Below are 16,585 nucleotides of genomic sequence, written 5' to 3' on the forward strand. Positions count from 1 at the left end.
GGGGTCTGATATTTTCTACCAGCTAGTTCCTCTTACTCGTCGAGGAGATCTTCTGGCATGTCGTTGCCGTCGCCTAGATCGACTGGGGCCTCTTCGGTGTCGGCTGCGGCCTCGGTGCCTTCACCTTCGGGCTTCTCTTTGGCGGCCGTCATCCGGGCTACGGCGCAGATGCGGTCGTTATCGTCGACGGTCATCATCTTGACGCCCTGGGTGGCGCGACCGGTTTGGCTGATCTCGTCGGTCTTGACGCGAATGACCGTCGCGCCCTCCGTCACGATGAACAGCTCATGCTGCGGGCCCACCGTCTTCATGGCGGCGAGGTTGCCCTTGCGCTCGGTCATCTGGATGGTGTAGACACCCTGACCGCCGCGGTTCTGCTCCGGGTAATCCGAGACCGGCGTGCGTTTGCCGTAACCGCGCTCGGTAATGACGAACAGGTCGCCGTTACCGTTGGTAATCTCCATACCAAGAACGCTCACGCCTTCCTTCATGCCAATGCCACGGACGCCGCTGGTATCGCGACCGGTGGCGCGCACCTGGTCCTCGGGGAACATAATCGCCTTGCCCGCGGTGGTTGCCATGATGATCTTGTCACCCTCGCGCACGCGACGCACAGCGAGCAGCGCGTCGTCGTCCCTCAGGTTGATGGCGATCAGGCCGTCGCGGCGGCTACGGTCGTAGGCGCTCATCACGGTCTTCTTAACCATGCCGCTCTTGGTGGCAAACATCAGGTACTCGTCGGCGGGGAACTCGCGGCAGCTGATGACGCTCGCGATCTTCTCGCCCTCCTCGAAAGGCAGCAGGTTGACGATCGCGGTACCGCGCGCCTGGCGCGTACCCACCGGCAGCTCGTGCACCTTCAGGCGATAGACCTTGCCCTTGCTCGAGAAGAACAGCACGTACTCGTGCGTGGACGCGATAAACATCTCGTCGATAACGTCGTCCTCTTTGAGATTGACGCCCGACACGCCCTTGCCGCCGCGCTTCTGGGCGCGATAGGCGGCCACCGGGATGCGCTTGACGTAGCCGGTGTGGGTGATGGTCACGAGCATGTCCTCGTCGGCAATCAAATCTTCGACGTCCAGGTCCTTCTCGACGTGGCTAATCTCGGTGCGACGCTTGTCGCCGAACTTCTTGGAGATCTCGCGCATCTCTTCCTTGATGACGCCCAGGATTTTCTCCTCGTGCGCCAACAGGTCCTCGTAGTAGGCGATGGCGCGGCGCAAGCCGTCCAGCTCTTCCTGAATCTTGTCACGCTCCAGGCCGGTCAGGCGTCGCAGCTTCATCTCGAGGATGGCCGTGGTCTGCTCGGGCGTAAAGCCAAAACGCTCGATCAGGCGGCTGCTGGCCTCAGAGTCGGTCTGCGAGGAGCGGATGATGCTGATGACCTCGTCGATATGGTCGAGAGCCATCAGGTAGCCCTCGAGGATATGGGCACGCGCCTGTGCCTTCTTGAGGTCAAAGCGGGTGCGGCGGGTGACGACGTCGACCTGGTGGTCGATGTAGTGCTGCAGCATCTCGCGCAGGCTCAGGCATTTTGGAACGCCGTTGACAAGCGCCAGGTTGTTGGCACCAAAGGTCGTCTGCAACGAGGTGTACTTGTACAGGTTGTTGAGTACGACCTGCGGGATGACGCCCTTCTTAAGTTCGATGACCAGACGGATACCCTTCTGGTTGGACTCATCGCGCATATCCGAGATACCCTCGATGCGCTTGTCGTTGACGAGCTGGGCAATCTTCTCCTGCAGGGTGCCCTTGTTGACCATGTAGGGAATCTCAGTAAAGACCAGGCGGCTACGGCCGGTCTTGGTGGACTCCACATGGGCCTTGGCGCGCACGGTAATGGAGCCGCGGCCGGTCTCGTAGCTCTGCCTAATGCCGGCGCTGCCCATGATGATGGCACCGGTGGGGAAGTCCGGACCGGGCATGATCTGCATAAGCTCGTCGACGGTGGCGTCGGGATTGTCGATCAGGTAGCACGTGGCTTCGATCGCCTCGGTGAGGTTGTGCGGGGCGATGTTGGTGGCCATGCCGACGGCGATGCCCTGGCTGCCGTTGACCAGCAGGTTGGGGAAACGCGCGGGCAGCGCCTGGGGCTCGGCGAGCGATTCGTCGTAGTTGGGCTGCCAGTCGACGGTGTCCTTCTGCAGGTCACGCAGGAGCTCCATGGCGGGCTTTGCCAGGCGGCTCTCGGTGTAACGCATGGCGGCGGCGCCGTCGCCGTCGATGTTGCCGAAGTTGCCGTGACCGTCGATGAGCGGCGTGCGCATGGAGAACCACTGTGCCAGGCGGACCATAGCCTCATAGACCGCGAAGTCGCCGTGCGGATGGTACTTACCGATAACTTCGCCGACCGTCCAGGCCGACTTCTTGTGCGGACGGTTGGGGTAGATGCCGCTCTCGTTCATTGCGTACAGGATGCGACGGTGCACCGGCTTTAAGCCATCGCGCACGTCCGGCAGGGCGCGCGCCGTGATGACCGACATCGAGTACTCGATGAACGACTGCTTCATCTCACGGCCGAACTCCGAAATCTGGAGCTGGCCACCGTTGATATCCTCTCCGGCCGAGGCACCACGGTCGACTTCGCCAAAGCTCTCCTCGAGCTCACCGTCGTCATCCTCTTCCTCATCATCATCGGCATCGGGGTTATAGGCGTCCGGGTCGCCATCCTCGCCCTGCTCAGCACGGGCAAGCAGGCGCTTCAGATCGTCGGGCATGCCGGCGTCGCCGGCCTCGTCCATACCCTCGTTGTTGTTGATATCGTCTGCCACGTTACCTCCTCTTAAGCATCAAGGAAACGCGCGTCATGCGCATGCTTCTCGATATATTCGCGGCGATAGCCGACCTCGGAACCCATCAGTTCGCGCACGGCGCGGTCCGCCACCACGGCGTCCTCGATCGACACGCGCTGCAGAATGCGGGTCTTGGGATCCATCGTCGTCGAGGCAAGCTGCTTGGGGTCCATCTCGCCCAGACCCTTGTAGCGCTGGACGGTGTAACCCTTGCGCTTCTTGGTGATCTTGCCATCCTTGGCCTTGCCGTCCTCGTCGTTGTCGTCGGGGTTCAGTCCCAGGCTCTGGATGGTGTCGCGCAGGATCTCGTCTTCGGGCTGGCGGCCGTTGGGATACACGTAGTGAATCTTGTTGCGCACCTTGATGCCAAAGATGGGCGGGCAAGCGACGTACACGTAGCCGGCATCAATCAACGGGCGCATGTACTTGTAGAAGAACGTCAGCAGCAGGATGCGGATATGCGCACCGTCGACGTCTGCATCGGTCATGATGATGATCTTGTGGTAGCGCGCCTTGGTGATGTCGAAGTCGCCGCCGTCGCCGGCGCTCGTCGTGACGCCGCAGCCGATCGCGGTGATGAGCGACTGGATGGTGTCGCTCGAGAACGCACGATGATCGCCCACGCGCTCGACGTTCAGAATCTTGCCGCGCAGGGGTAGGATCGCCTGGATGTCTCGGCGACGGCCGTCCTTGGCCGAGCCGCCTGCCGAGTCGCCCTCTACGATAAAGAGCTCAGTCAACTCGGCGTCGCGCACCGAGCAGTCGGCGAGCTTGCCGGGCAGCGACGCCGTCTCAAGCAGGCTCTTGCGGCGGGTCGCCTCGCGCGCCTTGCGGGCGGCGTTGCGCGCCTTGCAGGCCTGTTGGGCCTTCTTGACGATCTCACGAGCGGGCTTAGGATGCTCCTCGAGGTAATCGGCAAGGCCGTCGGTCACAATCTTGAGCGTCAGCGCGCGCATATAGGAGCTGCCGAGCTTGGCCTTGGTCTGGCCCTCAAACTGCGGATCGGGCAGTTTGACCGAGATAACGGCCGACAGGCCCTCGCGCACATCGTCGCCGGTCAGGTTGGCGTCTTTTTCCTTGAGCAGGTTCTGTTTGCGAGCGTAATCGTTAATCACGCGGGTGAGTGCGGTACGGAAGCCCTCGAGGTGCATGCCGCCCTCGGGGGTGTAGATGTCGTTGGCAAACGACATGACGTTCTCGCCGTAGCCGCTATTCCACTGCAAGGACACCTCGACCTCGCCCATCTTGGTCACGGGCGCATCCTGATCCGATTTGCCCTCAATATAGATGGGCTCCTTAAAGGCCTCGGGGACATCCTTGCCCTCGTTGAGGAACTTGACGAAGTCGATGATGCCGCCGGCGTAGCAAAACTCCTCCACATGGGGAGTCGCCTCGCGCTCGTCGGTCAGCACGATCTTGAGGTTCTTGTTGAGGAATGCCGTCTCCTGCAGGCGGTTGTGCAGCGTGTCGAAATCGTAGATGCAGGTCTCGAAGATCTCGTCGTCGGGCCAGAAGGTGACAGTGGTGCCCGTCGCCTCCGAAGTGCCCACGACCTCCATCTTCTTGACGGTCTTGCCGCGCGAAAACTCCATCTCGTAGATGTTGCCATCGCGGCATACCTGTACGACCACACGCTTGGACAGCGCGTTGACGACGGAGATGCCCACGCCGTGCAGGCCGCCCGAGACCTTGTAGGCCGAGTTATCGAACTTTCCGCCGGCGTGCAGGATCGTCATGACGACCTCGAGCGTCGGGATCTTTTTGATAGGATGCTCGTCGACGGGGATGCCGCGCCCGTTATCGACGACCGTGATGGAGTTGTCGGCGTGGACCGTCACCTGAATCTCGGTGCAGAAACCGGCCATGGCCTCGTCAACGGAGTTGTCAACGATCTCCCACACCAGGTGATGAAGACCGCTGGCGCTCGTCGAGCCAATGTACATGCCCGGGCGCTTACGAACGGCCTCGAGACCTTCGAGAATCTTAATCTCGCCGCCATCGTAATCGTTTTCGTTTGCCACACGTCCTCCTTCAGTTAAGAAAATGTGTATAGCCTTACTAGTTTATCGTAAAAAAATACCCTCGGGAACGAGGGTATTTGGCTCTACAAGGCCACCAGATGCGATTTAAGGCTCTTTTTTGCTCTGCACGCCCTTGGTCCACTCGGCACTGGCTCTCATGGCGTTCTCGAGGGCCTCGCGCAGTTTTTGGTCCTCGATGGGTGCCACTTGGTGCTCGACCTCGGCACGCTCGGCATCGCTTAGGTCGGCATGCGGAGCCGGCGGACGCTCGGCCACGGCCGGACGCAGGCGCTCTTTTGCAGCGGGCGGTGTGTGGCCGGGGGCGGTCGTCTTGAACACCAGTCCATCGACGTGCGCGCCGGCGCGCTCCATGCGCGCGCGGATAATCTCGCGCAAAAGCGTCATCTCCTGCGTCCATGAGGGCGAATCGAGGTACACCAGCAGTTCGTTGGACTCGGGCAGGTAGCGCAGGCCCGTCACATGGCGTCCCTCGCGCGTGCCCGAGCACACTGCATTCCAGGCGTGATAGACCGCACGAGACTCCTCTGCAGCCTCCATCTGCGCGCGGCGCTCAGGTGTCGCGGCCGCCAGGATGCGCTGACGCTCGGCATCCAAAAAGCCGCCGAAGGCAACCGTCCCGTTCTCGCGCTCGTAATTAGCACGTCTCACCCATGCTCACCACCTTGGCTCGATCAAGCAGGTCATCGGTAAAATACCCCAGATTGGTGGTGGTTATGACTGTCTGGATATCATCACCGATCAGCTGCAGAAAAGCGCCTCGGCGCCCGGCATCGAGCTCGCTCATCACGTCGTCCAAAAGCAGCAGCGGCGCGGTGCCCAGGATATCGCGCGCCACGGCCACTTCCGCCACCTTCCAGGCAAGCACCAGCGTTCGCTGCTGGCCCTGGCTGGCAAATGAACGGGCCGATCGGCCCGCGACGGAAAACTCAATCTCGTCGCGATGCGGACCCACGAGCGTCACGCCGCGGCGGATCTCCTCGTCGGCGCGCTCATCGAGCGCCGAGAGCATGTGCCCATACGCCCAGCCCCTGAGCTCGTCGCGATCCTCGGTGCGAGGCAGGTCGCCAAGCGTGGACACATAGGACACACCGGCGGGCTCGCCGGATGCCACGCGGCCATAAGCGTCGCGCACATGGCCCGATAACCGGTCGAGCAGGGCTAGACGATGCACGAGTAGGGCCGAACCGGCGCGGGCGAGCGATTCGTTCCAGGCGCCGAGCATCTCGCGGCAGCACCAGGTCTCCTTGAGCAGGGCATTGCGCTGGGTCACGCAGCGCCCGTAGGCACTAGCCAGATCGGCATAGCGCGCACTCAGCTGAACGCCAAAGTCATCAAGTGCGGTGCGGCGCACGCTGGCACCCCGCTTGACCATATCCAGGTGGTCCGGGCAAAACAGCACGCTCGGCAGCACCCCGCGCACGCCGGACGCAGCGCAGCGCTTGCCGTTGCGGCTAAACGAACGCTTGCCGTCTTCCACGCTCAGCCCCATGTCCAGCACGCGTCCATCGCCTTCGAGCCTCAGCTCGACCTTGCATGAGCCCACGCCGTCGTGCACGAGCTCGGCTGCGGTCGGGTGCCTAAACGAGGTGCCGCTCGTCAGCAGCTGCAGCGCCTCTATGAGGTTGGTCTTTCCCGCCGCGTTGGGACCTGCGAGCACTGTCACACCGTCGCTCAGAGCAAGGCGGTAGCTGTCGAAGCTGCGATAGCGTGCAACGGAAAGATCGCGTGCGAACATGGTCATGGGCAGCGCTAGATGCGTACCGGCATGACCAGGTACAGGTAGTTGATCTTGTCGTAGGACTTGAAGATGCCAGCCTGCGAATAGCTCTTGAGCTCCAGCGTGATCTCCTTCTCCTTGGACAGGGCATTGAGGCAGCCAAAGATGTAGTGGTAGTTGAAGGCGATGGTGCCCGACTCGCCCTCGGCCTCGACATCGATCGTCTCCTGCGCCAGATCCTGGTCGTTGGAAATGGAGGACAGGCCCATCTGGCCGTTCTCGACGTCAATCTCAAACTTGACAGCGGGGTTGGCGCTCGCGATAACGGCCACACGTTTAAGGGCAGCGTTAAAGGCGGCTACGTCGATTTTGACGCTCGTCACGCACGAATCGGGGATGAGCTGCTTGTAATTGGGATATACGCCCTCGATGCGGCGCGACACGTAGGTGGTGTTGCCGGCCTCAAAGACAACCTGGGTGTCGGTTGCGCCGATCATGATGGTAGCCTGGCTCGCCATGATGCTCAGCGCGTCGTTGAAGGCGTCGGCAGGCACGTTGAGCTCAAAGGAACCTTCGAGGGTCGAGGTCTCGACCTGCGTATCGCACACAGCCAGTCGGAAGGAGTCGGTCGCGACCAGGCGCACGGTGTTGTTCTCGACCTTCATATGCACGCCGCCCAGGATGGGGCGGGCCTTGTCAGTCGAAGTGACGCGCCATACGCGACTTACCATTTCGGACAGGATATCGGTCGGCAGCTCGACGGCGCTCTCGATGGCGTATGCCGGGAACTCGGGAAAGTCGTTGGCATCGAGCGTGTTGAGGCGGAAAGAGCTCTTCTCGCAGCCAATCAAAACCTGACGCTCGGATAGCTCAAAGGTGACCGGGGCATCGGGAAGGGTCTTGGTGATGTTGGAGAGCATCTTGCAGGGAATCACCATCTCGCCCTCCTCTTCGACATGAGCCGCAATGCGGTGACGAATCGAGATGGTGTAGTTGGAGGTCTGGAATTCCAAGATGCCGTCTTGTGCCTTAACGAGCACGCCCGACAGAATGGGAAGGGTGGATGCCGAAGCGACGCCTTTCATAACGACGCCGATGGCTTGCGTAAGCGAGCTCTGGCTGACGGTGAACTTCATCTTTTAATACCTTTCTATAGATATAAATATCTTAATAATAGTAATAGTACTGACGAAACTGTTGATTACTCCTAAAAGTGCAGGTCAGCCCTAAAAAGAGAATCGACAGGAACCTGTGTGCAACCGGGCATGTTTTCCACGTTCAAAACCTGCGCAAAACTTTTCATCACCGCGGCTCGAGTTTTTGACACCTTATAACCGCCGTTTCGACAAGTTTTCAACAGGTGTGTCCATTTACCTACGAGCGCAGTGTAATTTTATCGCGCAGCGACTTGAGGTCTTCGGTAACGGTCCGGTCTTCCTGAATCATCTTCTGAACCTTTTTATAGCTCGTGCTGACGGTCGAGTGGTTGCGGTTGCCAAACTCGGCGCCCACGGCCGTCGTCGTCATCTCGCACATCTCGATCGCCAGATAGATAGCGATATGGCGCGCCTTGGCGATATTGGCGTTGCGGCGAGGCCCGATGAGTTCCTCGTGCGTCACACCGTATTGCTCCTCGATGACGGACTGGACCGTCTGCACATTGATCTTCTTGGCCGATGTGTCGAAGTACTGGTTGGCGATGGCGTCGATGTCGTCAAAGGTGAGCTCCCCGCCCTCGCGCTCGCGATCGCCCGCTTCGCCGGCACAACGCTCGCAAAAGCTCTCGAGCTCGCGAATGTTGGTGCCCGAGACCTCGGCCATGTGTTTAAAGTGCGCGTCGGTCAGATGTCCGCCGTCGCCCCCGTAGGCCGCCAGCAGCGAGTCGTTGCCCGCCTCGGGCGCGGCGGCGATCGTGTTCTCGTAATAACGCTGCAAAATCTTGTACTTCATCTCGTAGCTGGGCTCCGCCACCAGACACAGCAAGCCGGCATTAAAGCGACTGGTCAGGCGCTCGTCCATATTAAGGTCCTTGGGAGCGCGGTCGGCGGCGATCACGACCTTCTTGTTGTTGCGGATAAATTCGTCCATCAACTGGAAGAAGTAATCCACGCTCGCGCGCTTGCCGATGATGTTCTGGATGTCATCGATGATAAGCACGTCGACGCCGTGGTACGCCTGCATAATGGGGGCGTTGCTCTTCTTTTGGCGGTCGAATTCCGTCATCAAGTCGTCCAGATATGCCTGCGAGTTGGCGTACTTCACCTTGATCTCGGGCGATTTCTCTGCCAGCTCATTTTTGATGGCGAGCAGCAGGTGCGTCTTGCCCAGGCCCGATTTGCCGTAGATGAACAGCGACGTGCAGGTACCGGGCGTGTCTGCAAGCATGGCGAATTTGAGCGCCGATCGGTAGGCAAGGCTGTTCTCCGGTCCGAAGACGAAGTTTTCAAACGTGAATTTCGAATTCGCTGCGAGGGGTGCCCCGTCCGCGTTTTTCTCGACTGCCGCCGGGGTCGCCGCCGAAGGCGCTGCCGGCGCTGCGGGCGAACTCGCGCTTTTCGCCGGTGGCCTGCCATTCATTTGGGTCATCATGCGGCGGAAATCGTCGGCAGACAACGTGTTTTTGATTGCAATGCCCGATTCCTCGCCGGGTGTCGTCTCTTGTGCGACGGGCATATGCGTGGCGGTTGGGATGGGCGAGGGGGCTGGCTCTACCGTCGGTGCGACCGAAGCGGCCGCCTGCGGTGCCATGGTTTCACGGGAAACATCGTCGCGTCGAGGTTCGGGCGCCGGCGTTGCCGCTGCGGTGTCGGTCGCTACCGGGTGAGTGACCGGGGCCGTATTTGCCGAGGCACCTTGCGGTGCCACGATATTGAGCGCGATCGGCGCAAAGGCTATCTCTTCTAGGTACGCCTCGATGGTCGGTTGATGCTTTTTGAGCTGAGCGATGGCAAAGCGTGAAGGGGCCTCAATCGTCAAGGTGTCCTCGGTTAAGCTCACGGCGCGCGATTGTCCCAGCATATTGATGAGGCGTGCATCTTGGCCGTCGCGCTGACAAAAGGCGATGGCATCCCCCAGGATGATGCTTGCTTCCTCGTCCACTGTTTCTCCCGTTCCTTAACTTTGGGCTCGCACGCGAGCGCTGCCTATCTCGGTCAGATGATATTTCTGGCCATGTTTGATTACCAAGCCGGCTTGTGCCAAGTCGTTGAGCGTTCGCGACCACGTGGGCGCTGAGTTTCCAAACGCTCGTGCCAGGTCGGTTGCGCCACACTCCTGGTTTTGAGCCAGATAGCCCAGTGCCGCTTCGCCGCGTTCGCTCACAAATACGTTTTGCTGCGGCTGTGCATATTGATTCGCCGCATTAGGATACATCATTTGAGCTGCTGGTTGTTGAGAACTCTGCATGGGCAGCGGCTGCTGTTGAAAACTTTGAGGCCACTGTTGGTAAGGCTGCGGGGGCATCTGCTGGGCCCATGGGTTGTACTGCGCCTGGGGCATCTGTTGGTACGGCTGTTGGTATCCCAGCGGGTATTGCTGGGGGTATGCCTGCGTATATCCCGTTTGCGGCGCGTATTGAGCCGGATACCCTTGCGGGTTCGGTTGATAGGACATCTGCTGTGCAGCCGATGCACCCGCCATCTGCTGCAAGGTTCCCACATCCGGGCCCATCGCTGGTATTGCATCGTGTATGTTCTGGGGAATCGCGCCCGAGGGTGCCTGGGGCTCTTGCATGGGGGCCATACTAGGCTGCTGCATGGGAGGCATTTGCTGTTGCACCTGTTGCATCGCTGCGGGTTGCTGCGCGAAGGCGCCCGGCATGGGATATGCCCGCTGCTCCGTTTCGGGTCGCACGGCTGCCCCGCGTCCTCCAGCACGCTCGATTTCCTGCACGCGCTTGGGGTTCAGACTTACCGTCACGACGGTGCCGTTGCCCATGTTGTCCTCGATGGAGACGGCGCCTCCGGCGTTTTCCAAGTACTCCTGTACCATGGGAAAACCGGCTCCGGTGCCGCGGATATACCGTTTCATCTTGCTGTTTGCGCTGGTTACGCCAAAATCGAAGGCACGCTCTTTGTCGTCGATGCCCGGACCCTGATCGGCAAAGCGGATGGTATCGCCACCGTCGAGAATCGAGATGATGGGCTCTGCAAAATGCGCGTGGATAAAGTTTTCGACAATCTCGCGGATAACCATCAGCGAGATGCGTCCTCCCTGCTCTTTCATGCACTGGTAGACGGTGTTGGTTGTCTCTTCCAAATAGGTTCGGACGTCTTGCGGTTCGATGACGATGACACGCGGTGTCGACAGCATGTCATCGTAGACCGCGATGCGCGCTGCATACATGGCTTTTGGTGCTTGTGCGGTGACCTGTCCACCCTCGTTGCGTTCCTCGCGCACGCCGGTGATGTGCTCGTTGTCGGGTGCCGGATCACCGGAATCGACCATGGTGTAGAAGTCGTCAGACATGCCGCTCGCAATCTTTCAAAAGGTTTTGAACAAATAGTAGCTCACCGCGCAATGTTTCTCATCTTTCGACAAGTTTTCAAAACCTGTTGAAAACTTTGGAAAACGGACGAAAAGTTCTCAACATTTCCAACACGACCTGTTGAAAACTCGATGAAATATCGTGAAAAGTTGCCTGCTGCCTCAAATACCGGTTCTGCTTATGGGGGAACCGTGTACTCTTTGCAACCTTTTACCTTTGATTTCTTGACATTTGAACATTGATTTCCCTACAATCTTCAAGCTCACGTGTCTATATCTGCGTCCGCGCCCCCGCGGACACTCGAAATGCAGCAGGAGGAACTTAAGATGAAGCGTACGTATCAGCCTAATAAGCGTAAGCGTGCCAAGACCCATGGCTTCCGTGCCCGTATGGCCACTAAGGGTGGTCGTGCCGTGCTCGCCCGTCGTCGCGCCAAGGGCCGCAAGCGTCTCACTGTCTAGCAGCGATACACACATCTCGCATGAAGACTATTAAGTCTCGGCAAGATTTCGAGCATGTGTTCAGTCAGGGGCGTCGTTTCAATCACCCTCTGATTCGAATGACCATATGTGAATCGGTTGGCGAAGGCGACTCCGGAAGGGTCGCCTTCGTTGGTGCTAAACGACTCGGTTGTGCTGTTGTGCGCAACCGATCTAAGCGTGTGATGCGCGAGGCCGCCCGCAGCTGTGGATTTCCCGTTGCGGGTTATGACATCATCTTGTTCGCGACTCCCAAGACGAGGGTTTCCTCGCCGCAGGAGATGGACAAGGCATTGCGTTCGCTTATGAAACGCGCCGGCGTTGCCGGGGAGGAGCGATGAGCAATTACGTTTTGCGACGTGTTGCCATCGCTCCTATTCGCATATATCAACAGGTTATTTCGCCCTTATTGCCTGACGCCTGCATTTATTACCCAACCTGCTCGCAATACGCTATCCAGGCGATTGAGAAGTACGGTGTTTTGAGAGGCTGCTGGCTTGCCGTGAGGCGCATCGCTCGCTGCAATCCCCTGCACGTCGGCGGTTATGACCCTGTGCCTTAGCGGGCACTCGCTATCGGAGGAAAACTTACATGTGGGATTGGATCGTTAACATCCTTTTTGAGCTGCTCAAGCTCATCCAGACCTTTGCGGTCGACTGGGGCCTGTCCATCATCATCCTGGTGGTCATCATCCGTCTGCTGCTGACGCCGCTTATGCTCAAGTCGACCAAGTCGACGGCTCGCATGCAGGTGCTGCAGCCTAAGATGCTCGAGATCCAGGAGCGTTACGCCGACGATCCCCAGCGTCAGGCCGAGGAGATGCAGAAGTTCTACAGCGAGAACAAGTTCAACCCCATGGCTGGTTGTCTGCCGCTGTTGATCCAGATGCCTGTCCTGTTCGCCCTGTTTACGCTGCTGCGTAACCTGCCGAACTACTTTAACGACGGCACGTTCTCGTTCTTCAACATCCTGCCTGACCTTACCACCACGCCGAGCGCTTCCTTTGCCGACGGCTTTATGGTTGCGCTGCCTGCGCTGGTTTGCCTGATCCTGTTCGCCGTCTTGACCCTGATTCCGCAGCTGTATATGTCTCGCAATCAGACTGGTCAGCAGGCCCAGAGCATGCGCATGATGGCCGTCGTCATGACCGTCATGATGCTTTGGATGGGTTGGAGCCTGCCCGTCGGCGTTCTGCTGTACTACGATGTGTCTTCTGCTTGGCAGGTTATCCAGCAGATCTTCGTGACTCAGAAGGTTATCGACAAGGCCAAGGCCGATGAGGAGGAGCGCCTCAAGAACGCTCCGCTGCAGGTCGAGGTTACCCGTCGCGAGAAGAAGCCGCGTCCGCACAAGAAGAAGTAGTCGGGATATCAATCTTATTTAGGTACCTAACTTTTGGAGTACGTTATGTCTGAAGAGATCATCGAGGATATGCTTGAGGAGGTTGCCCCGCAGATTGCGGGCGATTATCCCGAGATTGCACAGCGCTACAAGGCCGGTGAAGAGCTGACCGATGAGGAGCTCGACACCATTGCCGATGTTGCGATTTCCATTCTGCGTTCCATCCTTTCGCACTTCGATGCCGCCAACTCTCCTATCGATGAGTACGAGGGCGACGAGGGCGAGCTGATTTTGGATGTTACGGCTCCTGATCTTGCTGTTCTCATTGGCCGTCATGGTCGCACCCTTGATGCCCTTCAGGTTATGTTCTCTTTGCTGGTGAGCCGCAAGCTTGGCTTTAGGTATCCGGTTGTGGTTGACGTTGAGGGCTACAAGAGCCGTCGTCAGGACAAGGTTGCCGCCATGGCTCAGTCAGCCGCCGAGCGTGCCATCCTTACTCATAAGAGTGTTTCGCTTCCGCCCATGAATGCCTATGAGCGCCGACTGGTTCATATTGCACTTCGTGGCAATGATGCCGTCGATACCCATTCTGAGGGTTCTGACCCTGATCGCCATGTGGTGATTGTTGCTCGATAATCTACTCGAGCTTATGCTAAGGGGACGTGGTTTCCACGTCCCCTTTTTTTGTCAAAAGTTCTCGATACACTGATTTTTGTCAGAAAGGAGCTTCTGTTGTTTGTACTTACTGATCAGCAGGCTGACGAGATGCTGAGTCGTCTAACTTCCTATTGCAAAGAGTATTCCTTGAGCGTAACTGATACTGAGCTGAGGAAATGTATTCAGCATTTGGATTTGGTTCTGGAAACAAATAAGACAACCAATCTCACCCGTATTCTTAACGTAGAAGATGCTGCGGTACTTCATATCCTCGACTCACTTGTTTTGCTCCCTTATATCAATAAGGCTCCTGAGGGAGCTTTGCTCGACATGGGAACAGGTGCAGGCTTCCCTGGCATTCCGTTGACGATTGCAAGTGGACGAAAGGCTACCTATATCGATTCCGTTGGCAAAAAAGTTGATGCTGTTAACTCCTTTGTAAAGGAGCTCGGTCTTAAGCATGCTCATGCCGTTCATGATCGCCTTGAAGAGTATGCTCGAAGCCATAAGAAGCAGTTCTCTGTTGTAACCGCCCGCGCATTGGCCCCTCTACCGATTCTTGTTGAGTATGCGGCTCCGTATCTCAAGGATGGCGGGCTATTTGTTATCACCAAGGGCAATCCATCGAATGACGAGCTTGCTTCCGGCATGTCAGCAGCTAAGATTTGTGGCTTCACTTTGCTTCTAAACGACGCAATCGAGTTGCCTGAGGGCTTGGGCCACAGGGAGTTCATTGTTCTTAAGAAGAGCCATACCGCATCCGTTTCATTGCCTCGTGCAAATGGCATGGCAAAGAAGAATCCGCTTGCCTAGATGTTTCACGTGAAACATAATGGATAGTATCGACTCGTAATGTTTCACGTGAAACATTGATGTTGATAATGAATCGGAATGTTTCACGTGAAACATCCTCCGTTTAACAGCTTAAAACACACCAGGAGGGACCGTGGGATTTCGCGACGTTAAGCGTTCTAAGAGCGCAAAAGACACGCGTATTATTGCAATCATCAATCAAAAAGGCGGCGTAGGTAAATCGACGACAGCCGTAAACCTTGCGGCAGCATTGGGTGAGCAGGGTCGTAAAACGCTCATTGTCGATTTTGACCCGCAGGGAAATAGCACGAGCGGTTTTGGAATTGAAAAAGAGGACCTTGATCACTGCATCTATGATGCGTTGTTGAATGATGTACCGGCAGAATCACTTGTTTTGGACACGAACTGCAAAAAAGTCTTCGTTATTCCGGCAACAATTCAATTAGCAGGTGCGGAGATTGAGCTGGTGAGCGCAATTGCTCGCGAAACTCGCTTAAAAGATCTGCTTGAGCCGATTCAGGATGAGTTCGACTTCATTTTCATTGACTGCCCTCCTTCGCTCGGCCTGCTTACAATCAATGCTTTGACCGCAGCAGACAGTGTTCTGATTCCGATTCAGTGCGAGTATTACGCACTCGAGGGCGTTACGAAGCTGCTTGAGTCAATGAAGATGGTCAAATCACGTCTGAACAAGGGTTTGGACACGTATGGCGTGCTTATGACCATGTATGACTCGCGTACCTCCCTTTCAAATCAGGTAGTTGAGGAAGTTCAGGCGTACTTTGGCGATAAGGCTTTTAAGACCTTAATTCCCCGTACCGTAAAAATCTCTGAGGCTCCGTCTTTTGGAGAACCGGTAATTACCTATGCACCTCAAAATAAGGGTGCAAAAGCGTATATGAACCTTGCAAAAGAGGTGATCAAGCGTGCCTAGTGCAAAGAAACGTGGCGGATTGGGGCGTGGACTCAATGCTTTGGTCTCAGAGGCCGAGTATGAGACCGGTGGTTCGGCTGCATCGGCTTCAAATGCCGCATCTGAAACGAAATTACCTATTGAGGACATCGTTCCCAACCCTAATCAACCGCGAATTCACTTTAACGAAACTGAACTTCGCGAGTTGAGCGAGTCAATCCAAGAACATGGCGTTTTGCAGCCACTGTTGGTTCGCAAGCATGGAAACGGCTATGAGATTATTGCCGGTGAGCGTCGTTACCAGGCTTCAAAACTTGCTGGTCTTGAGGAACTGCCAGTCATCATTAAGGAAGTTAATGATGAGGAAATGCTCGCTCTTGCACTTATCGAGAATCTTCAACGTTCTGATTTGAACCCTGTCGAAGAGGCAAAGGGTTATCGTCAGTTGATTGATGCAAGCGGCATGACGCAGGAGGCGTTATCAAAGGCTGTCAGTAAGTCTCGTTCTGCAATTACAAATTCACTTCGTTTGCTAGATCTTCCCGAAGTCGTACAGCAGATGATTTTCGAAGGCAAGCTTACAGCCGGTCATGCGAGAGCGATTCTTGCAGTTCCATATGAAGATGCCAGGATTCGACTTGCTGAGAAGGTTGTTGCAGAAGGCCTTTCCGTCAGAGCGACAGAAAATCTTGCTCCGTTGTTTTCTGCCGGAGAAACACCTAAGACGCCGAGGCCAGCAACACCTCAGTCATTCAAAAAGGCCGCTCGAGTCCTTCGTCAAGTATTTAACACGAATGTGCGCGTGAAGAGCTCGCGTGGCAAGAACAAGATTGAAATCGAGTTCAAAGACGAAGAGGAGCTCTCCCGTATCCTTGGCGAAATGATTCAATTCGGGCAGGAGGATCAGGATGAAGAATAAGGTTCTCTCGATCGTTGCGTTGGCAACCACCGTCGTTGCTGGCGCTTTTGCTGGTTATAAGCTTGCGACAGATGATGAACTGAGAGGTCGACTGTTGCGTGGAGCACAGGATATCGTCGATACATCCAAGAAGAAAATGGATGTGATGACCGAAGATGTCGCTATGCGTACCGCTCAGGTGACTAAGAATCCCAAGATTAACCAAGACTGGGTTAACCATCAGTGGGAAAATGTTGGTTTTTAGGTACCTAACAATTACTTGCCTGTTTTGAAGGGGCCCTTGTCTGATTCATGAGACAAGGGCCCCTTATTTTGGCTAAAAAACTAAGCTAACGAAAATCAAATCCAAGAGTATGAAAATAAATGAAACAGCCCTGGCTGCATTATTTGCAACCAGGGCTGTCGGATGTTTCACATGAAACG

16 protein-coding genes are annotated in these 16,585 nt (G+C 56.9%); 9 read left to right on the plus strand and 7 right to left on the minus strand.

Translation table 11 applies throughout. The annotated features are described in order from the left end of the window. Positions 1-32: 32 nt before the first annotated feature. The 7 genes from gyrA to AAA138_RS07410 all read right to left on the minus strand — a co-directional run bounded on the left by gyrA (position 33) and on the right by AAA138_RS07410 (position 11,000). Positions 33-2,744, minus strand: coding sequence for a DNA gyrase subunit A (gene gyrA, locus AAA138_RS07380; protein ID WP_349090274.1), 2,712 nt, complete (start codon positions 2,742-2,744; stop codon positions 33-35). A 41-nt stretch (positions 2,745-2,785) separates the two neighbouring features. Next, complete coding sequence (gyrB, locus tag AAA138_RS07385; protein ID WP_349090234.1) at positions 2,786-4,816, minus strand: DNA topoisomerase (ATP-hydrolyzing) subunit B; 2,031 nt, start codon at positions 4,814-4,816, stop codon at positions 2,786-2,788. Positions 4,817-4,921: 105 nt separating this feature from the next. After that, positions 4,922-5,485: a DciA family protein gene (locus tag AAA138_RS07390; RefSeq protein ID WP_349090236.1), complete on the minus strand. Its 564-nt coding sequence runs from the start codon at positions 5,483-5,485 to the stop codon at positions 4,922-4,924. Beyond that, a complete protein-coding gene (gene recF, locus AAA138_RS07395; RefSeq protein ID WP_349090238.1) occupies positions 5,472-6,578 on the minus strand; it encodes a DNA replication and repair protein RecF in 1,107 nt (368 codons plus the stop codon). The genes AAA138_RS07390 and recF overlap by 14 nt, the downstream gene beginning before the upstream one ends. An 8-nt stretch (positions 6,579-6,586) precedes the next feature. Next, positions 6,587-7,690, minus strand: coding sequence for a DNA polymerase III subunit beta (gene dnaN, locus AAA138_RS07400; RefSeq protein WP_117647803.1), 1,104 nt, complete (start codon positions 7,688-7,690; stop codon positions 6,587-6,589). A gap of 238 nt (positions 7,691-7,928) precedes the next feature. Next, entirely contained in the window at positions 7,929-9,653 is a 1,725-nt protein-coding gene (locus tag AAA138_RS07405) for a DnaA/Hda family protein (protein WP_349090241.1), read from the minus strand. Between the two features lie 15 nt (positions 9,654-9,668). Continuing rightward, positions 9,669-11,000 carry an ATP-binding protein gene (locus AAA138_RS07410; protein WP_349090243.1) on the minus strand — a complete coding sequence of 444 codons (1,332 nt, stop codon included), beginning with the start codon at positions 10,998-11,000 and terminating at the stop codon, positions 9,669-9,671. 366 nt (positions 11,001-11,366) lie between these two features. Here AAA138_RS07410 and rpmH point away from each other — a divergent pair, with 366 nt between their 5' ends. The 9 genes from rpmH (at position 11,367) to AAA138_RS07455 (ending at position 16,406) form a co-directional block, all read left to right on the plus strand. Further along, entirely contained in the window at positions 11,367-11,501 is a 135-nt protein-coding gene (gene rpmH / locus AAA138_RS07415; RefSeq protein ID WP_019127408.1) for a 50S ribosomal protein L34, read from the plus strand. 20 nt (positions 11,502-11,521) lie between these two features. Then, positions 11,522-11,860 carry a ribonuclease P protein component gene (gene rnpA / locus AAA138_RS07420; RefSeq protein WP_006236191.1) on the plus strand — a complete coding sequence of 113 codons (339 nt, stop codon included), beginning with the start codon at positions 11,522-11,524 and terminating at the stop codon, positions 11,858-11,860. Then, a complete protein-coding gene (gene yidD / locus AAA138_RS07425; protein WP_349090245.1) occupies positions 11,857-12,081 on the plus strand; it encodes a membrane protein insertion efficiency factor YidD in 225 nt (74 codons plus the stop codon). The genes rnpA and yidD overlap by 4 nt, the downstream gene beginning before the upstream one ends. 29 nt (positions 12,082-12,110) lie before the next feature. Then, the gene (locus tag AAA138_RS07430; RefSeq protein WP_349090247.1) at positions 12,111-12,881 is read left to right on the plus strand and encodes a YidC/Oxa1 family membrane protein insertase; all 771 of its coding nucleotides are present in this window, start codon (positions 12,111-12,113) and stop codon (positions 12,879-12,881) included. Between the two features lie 45 nt (positions 12,882-12,926). Then, positions 12,927-13,496: a R3H domain-containing nucleic acid-binding protein gene (locus AAA138_RS07435; RefSeq protein ID WP_349090249.1), complete on the plus strand. Its 570-nt coding sequence runs from the start codon at positions 12,927-12,929 to the stop codon at positions 13,494-13,496. A gap of 96 nt (positions 13,497-13,592) precedes the next feature. Continuing rightward, positions 13,593-14,330, plus strand: coding sequence for a 16S rRNA (guanine(527)-N(7))-methyltransferase RsmG (rsmG, locus tag AAA138_RS07440; RefSeq protein WP_349090251.1), 738 nt, complete (start codon positions 13,593-13,595; stop codon positions 14,328-14,330). Positions 14,331-14,463: 133 nt separating this feature from the next. After that, positions 14,464-15,264 carry a ParA family protein gene (locus AAA138_RS07445; RefSeq protein ID WP_349090253.1) on the plus strand — a complete coding sequence of 267 codons (801 nt, stop codon included), beginning with the start codon at positions 14,464-14,466 and terminating at the stop codon, positions 15,262-15,264. Next, entirely contained in the window at positions 15,257-16,162 is a 906-nt protein-coding gene (locus AAA138_RS07450) for a ParB/RepB/Spo0J family partition protein (RefSeq protein ID WP_346979429.1), read from the plus strand. Before AAA138_RS07445 ends, AAA138_RS07450 begins: the two co-directional genes overlap by 8 nt. Continuing rightward, positions 16,152-16,406, plus strand: a complete 255-nt coding sequence (locus AAA138_RS07455) for a hypothetical protein (protein ID WP_349090255.1) — start codon at positions 16,152-16,154, stop codon at positions 16,404-16,406. The genes AAA138_RS07450 and AAA138_RS07455 overlap by 11 nt, the downstream gene beginning before the upstream one ends. Positions 16,407-16,585 lie beyond the last annotated feature (179 nt).

This window comes from Collinsella sp. CLA-JM-H32B (genome assembly GCF_040098065.1).
Taxonomy (GTDB): domain Bacteria; phylum Actinomycetota; class Coriobacteriia; order Coriobacteriales; family Coriobacteriaceae; genus Collinsella.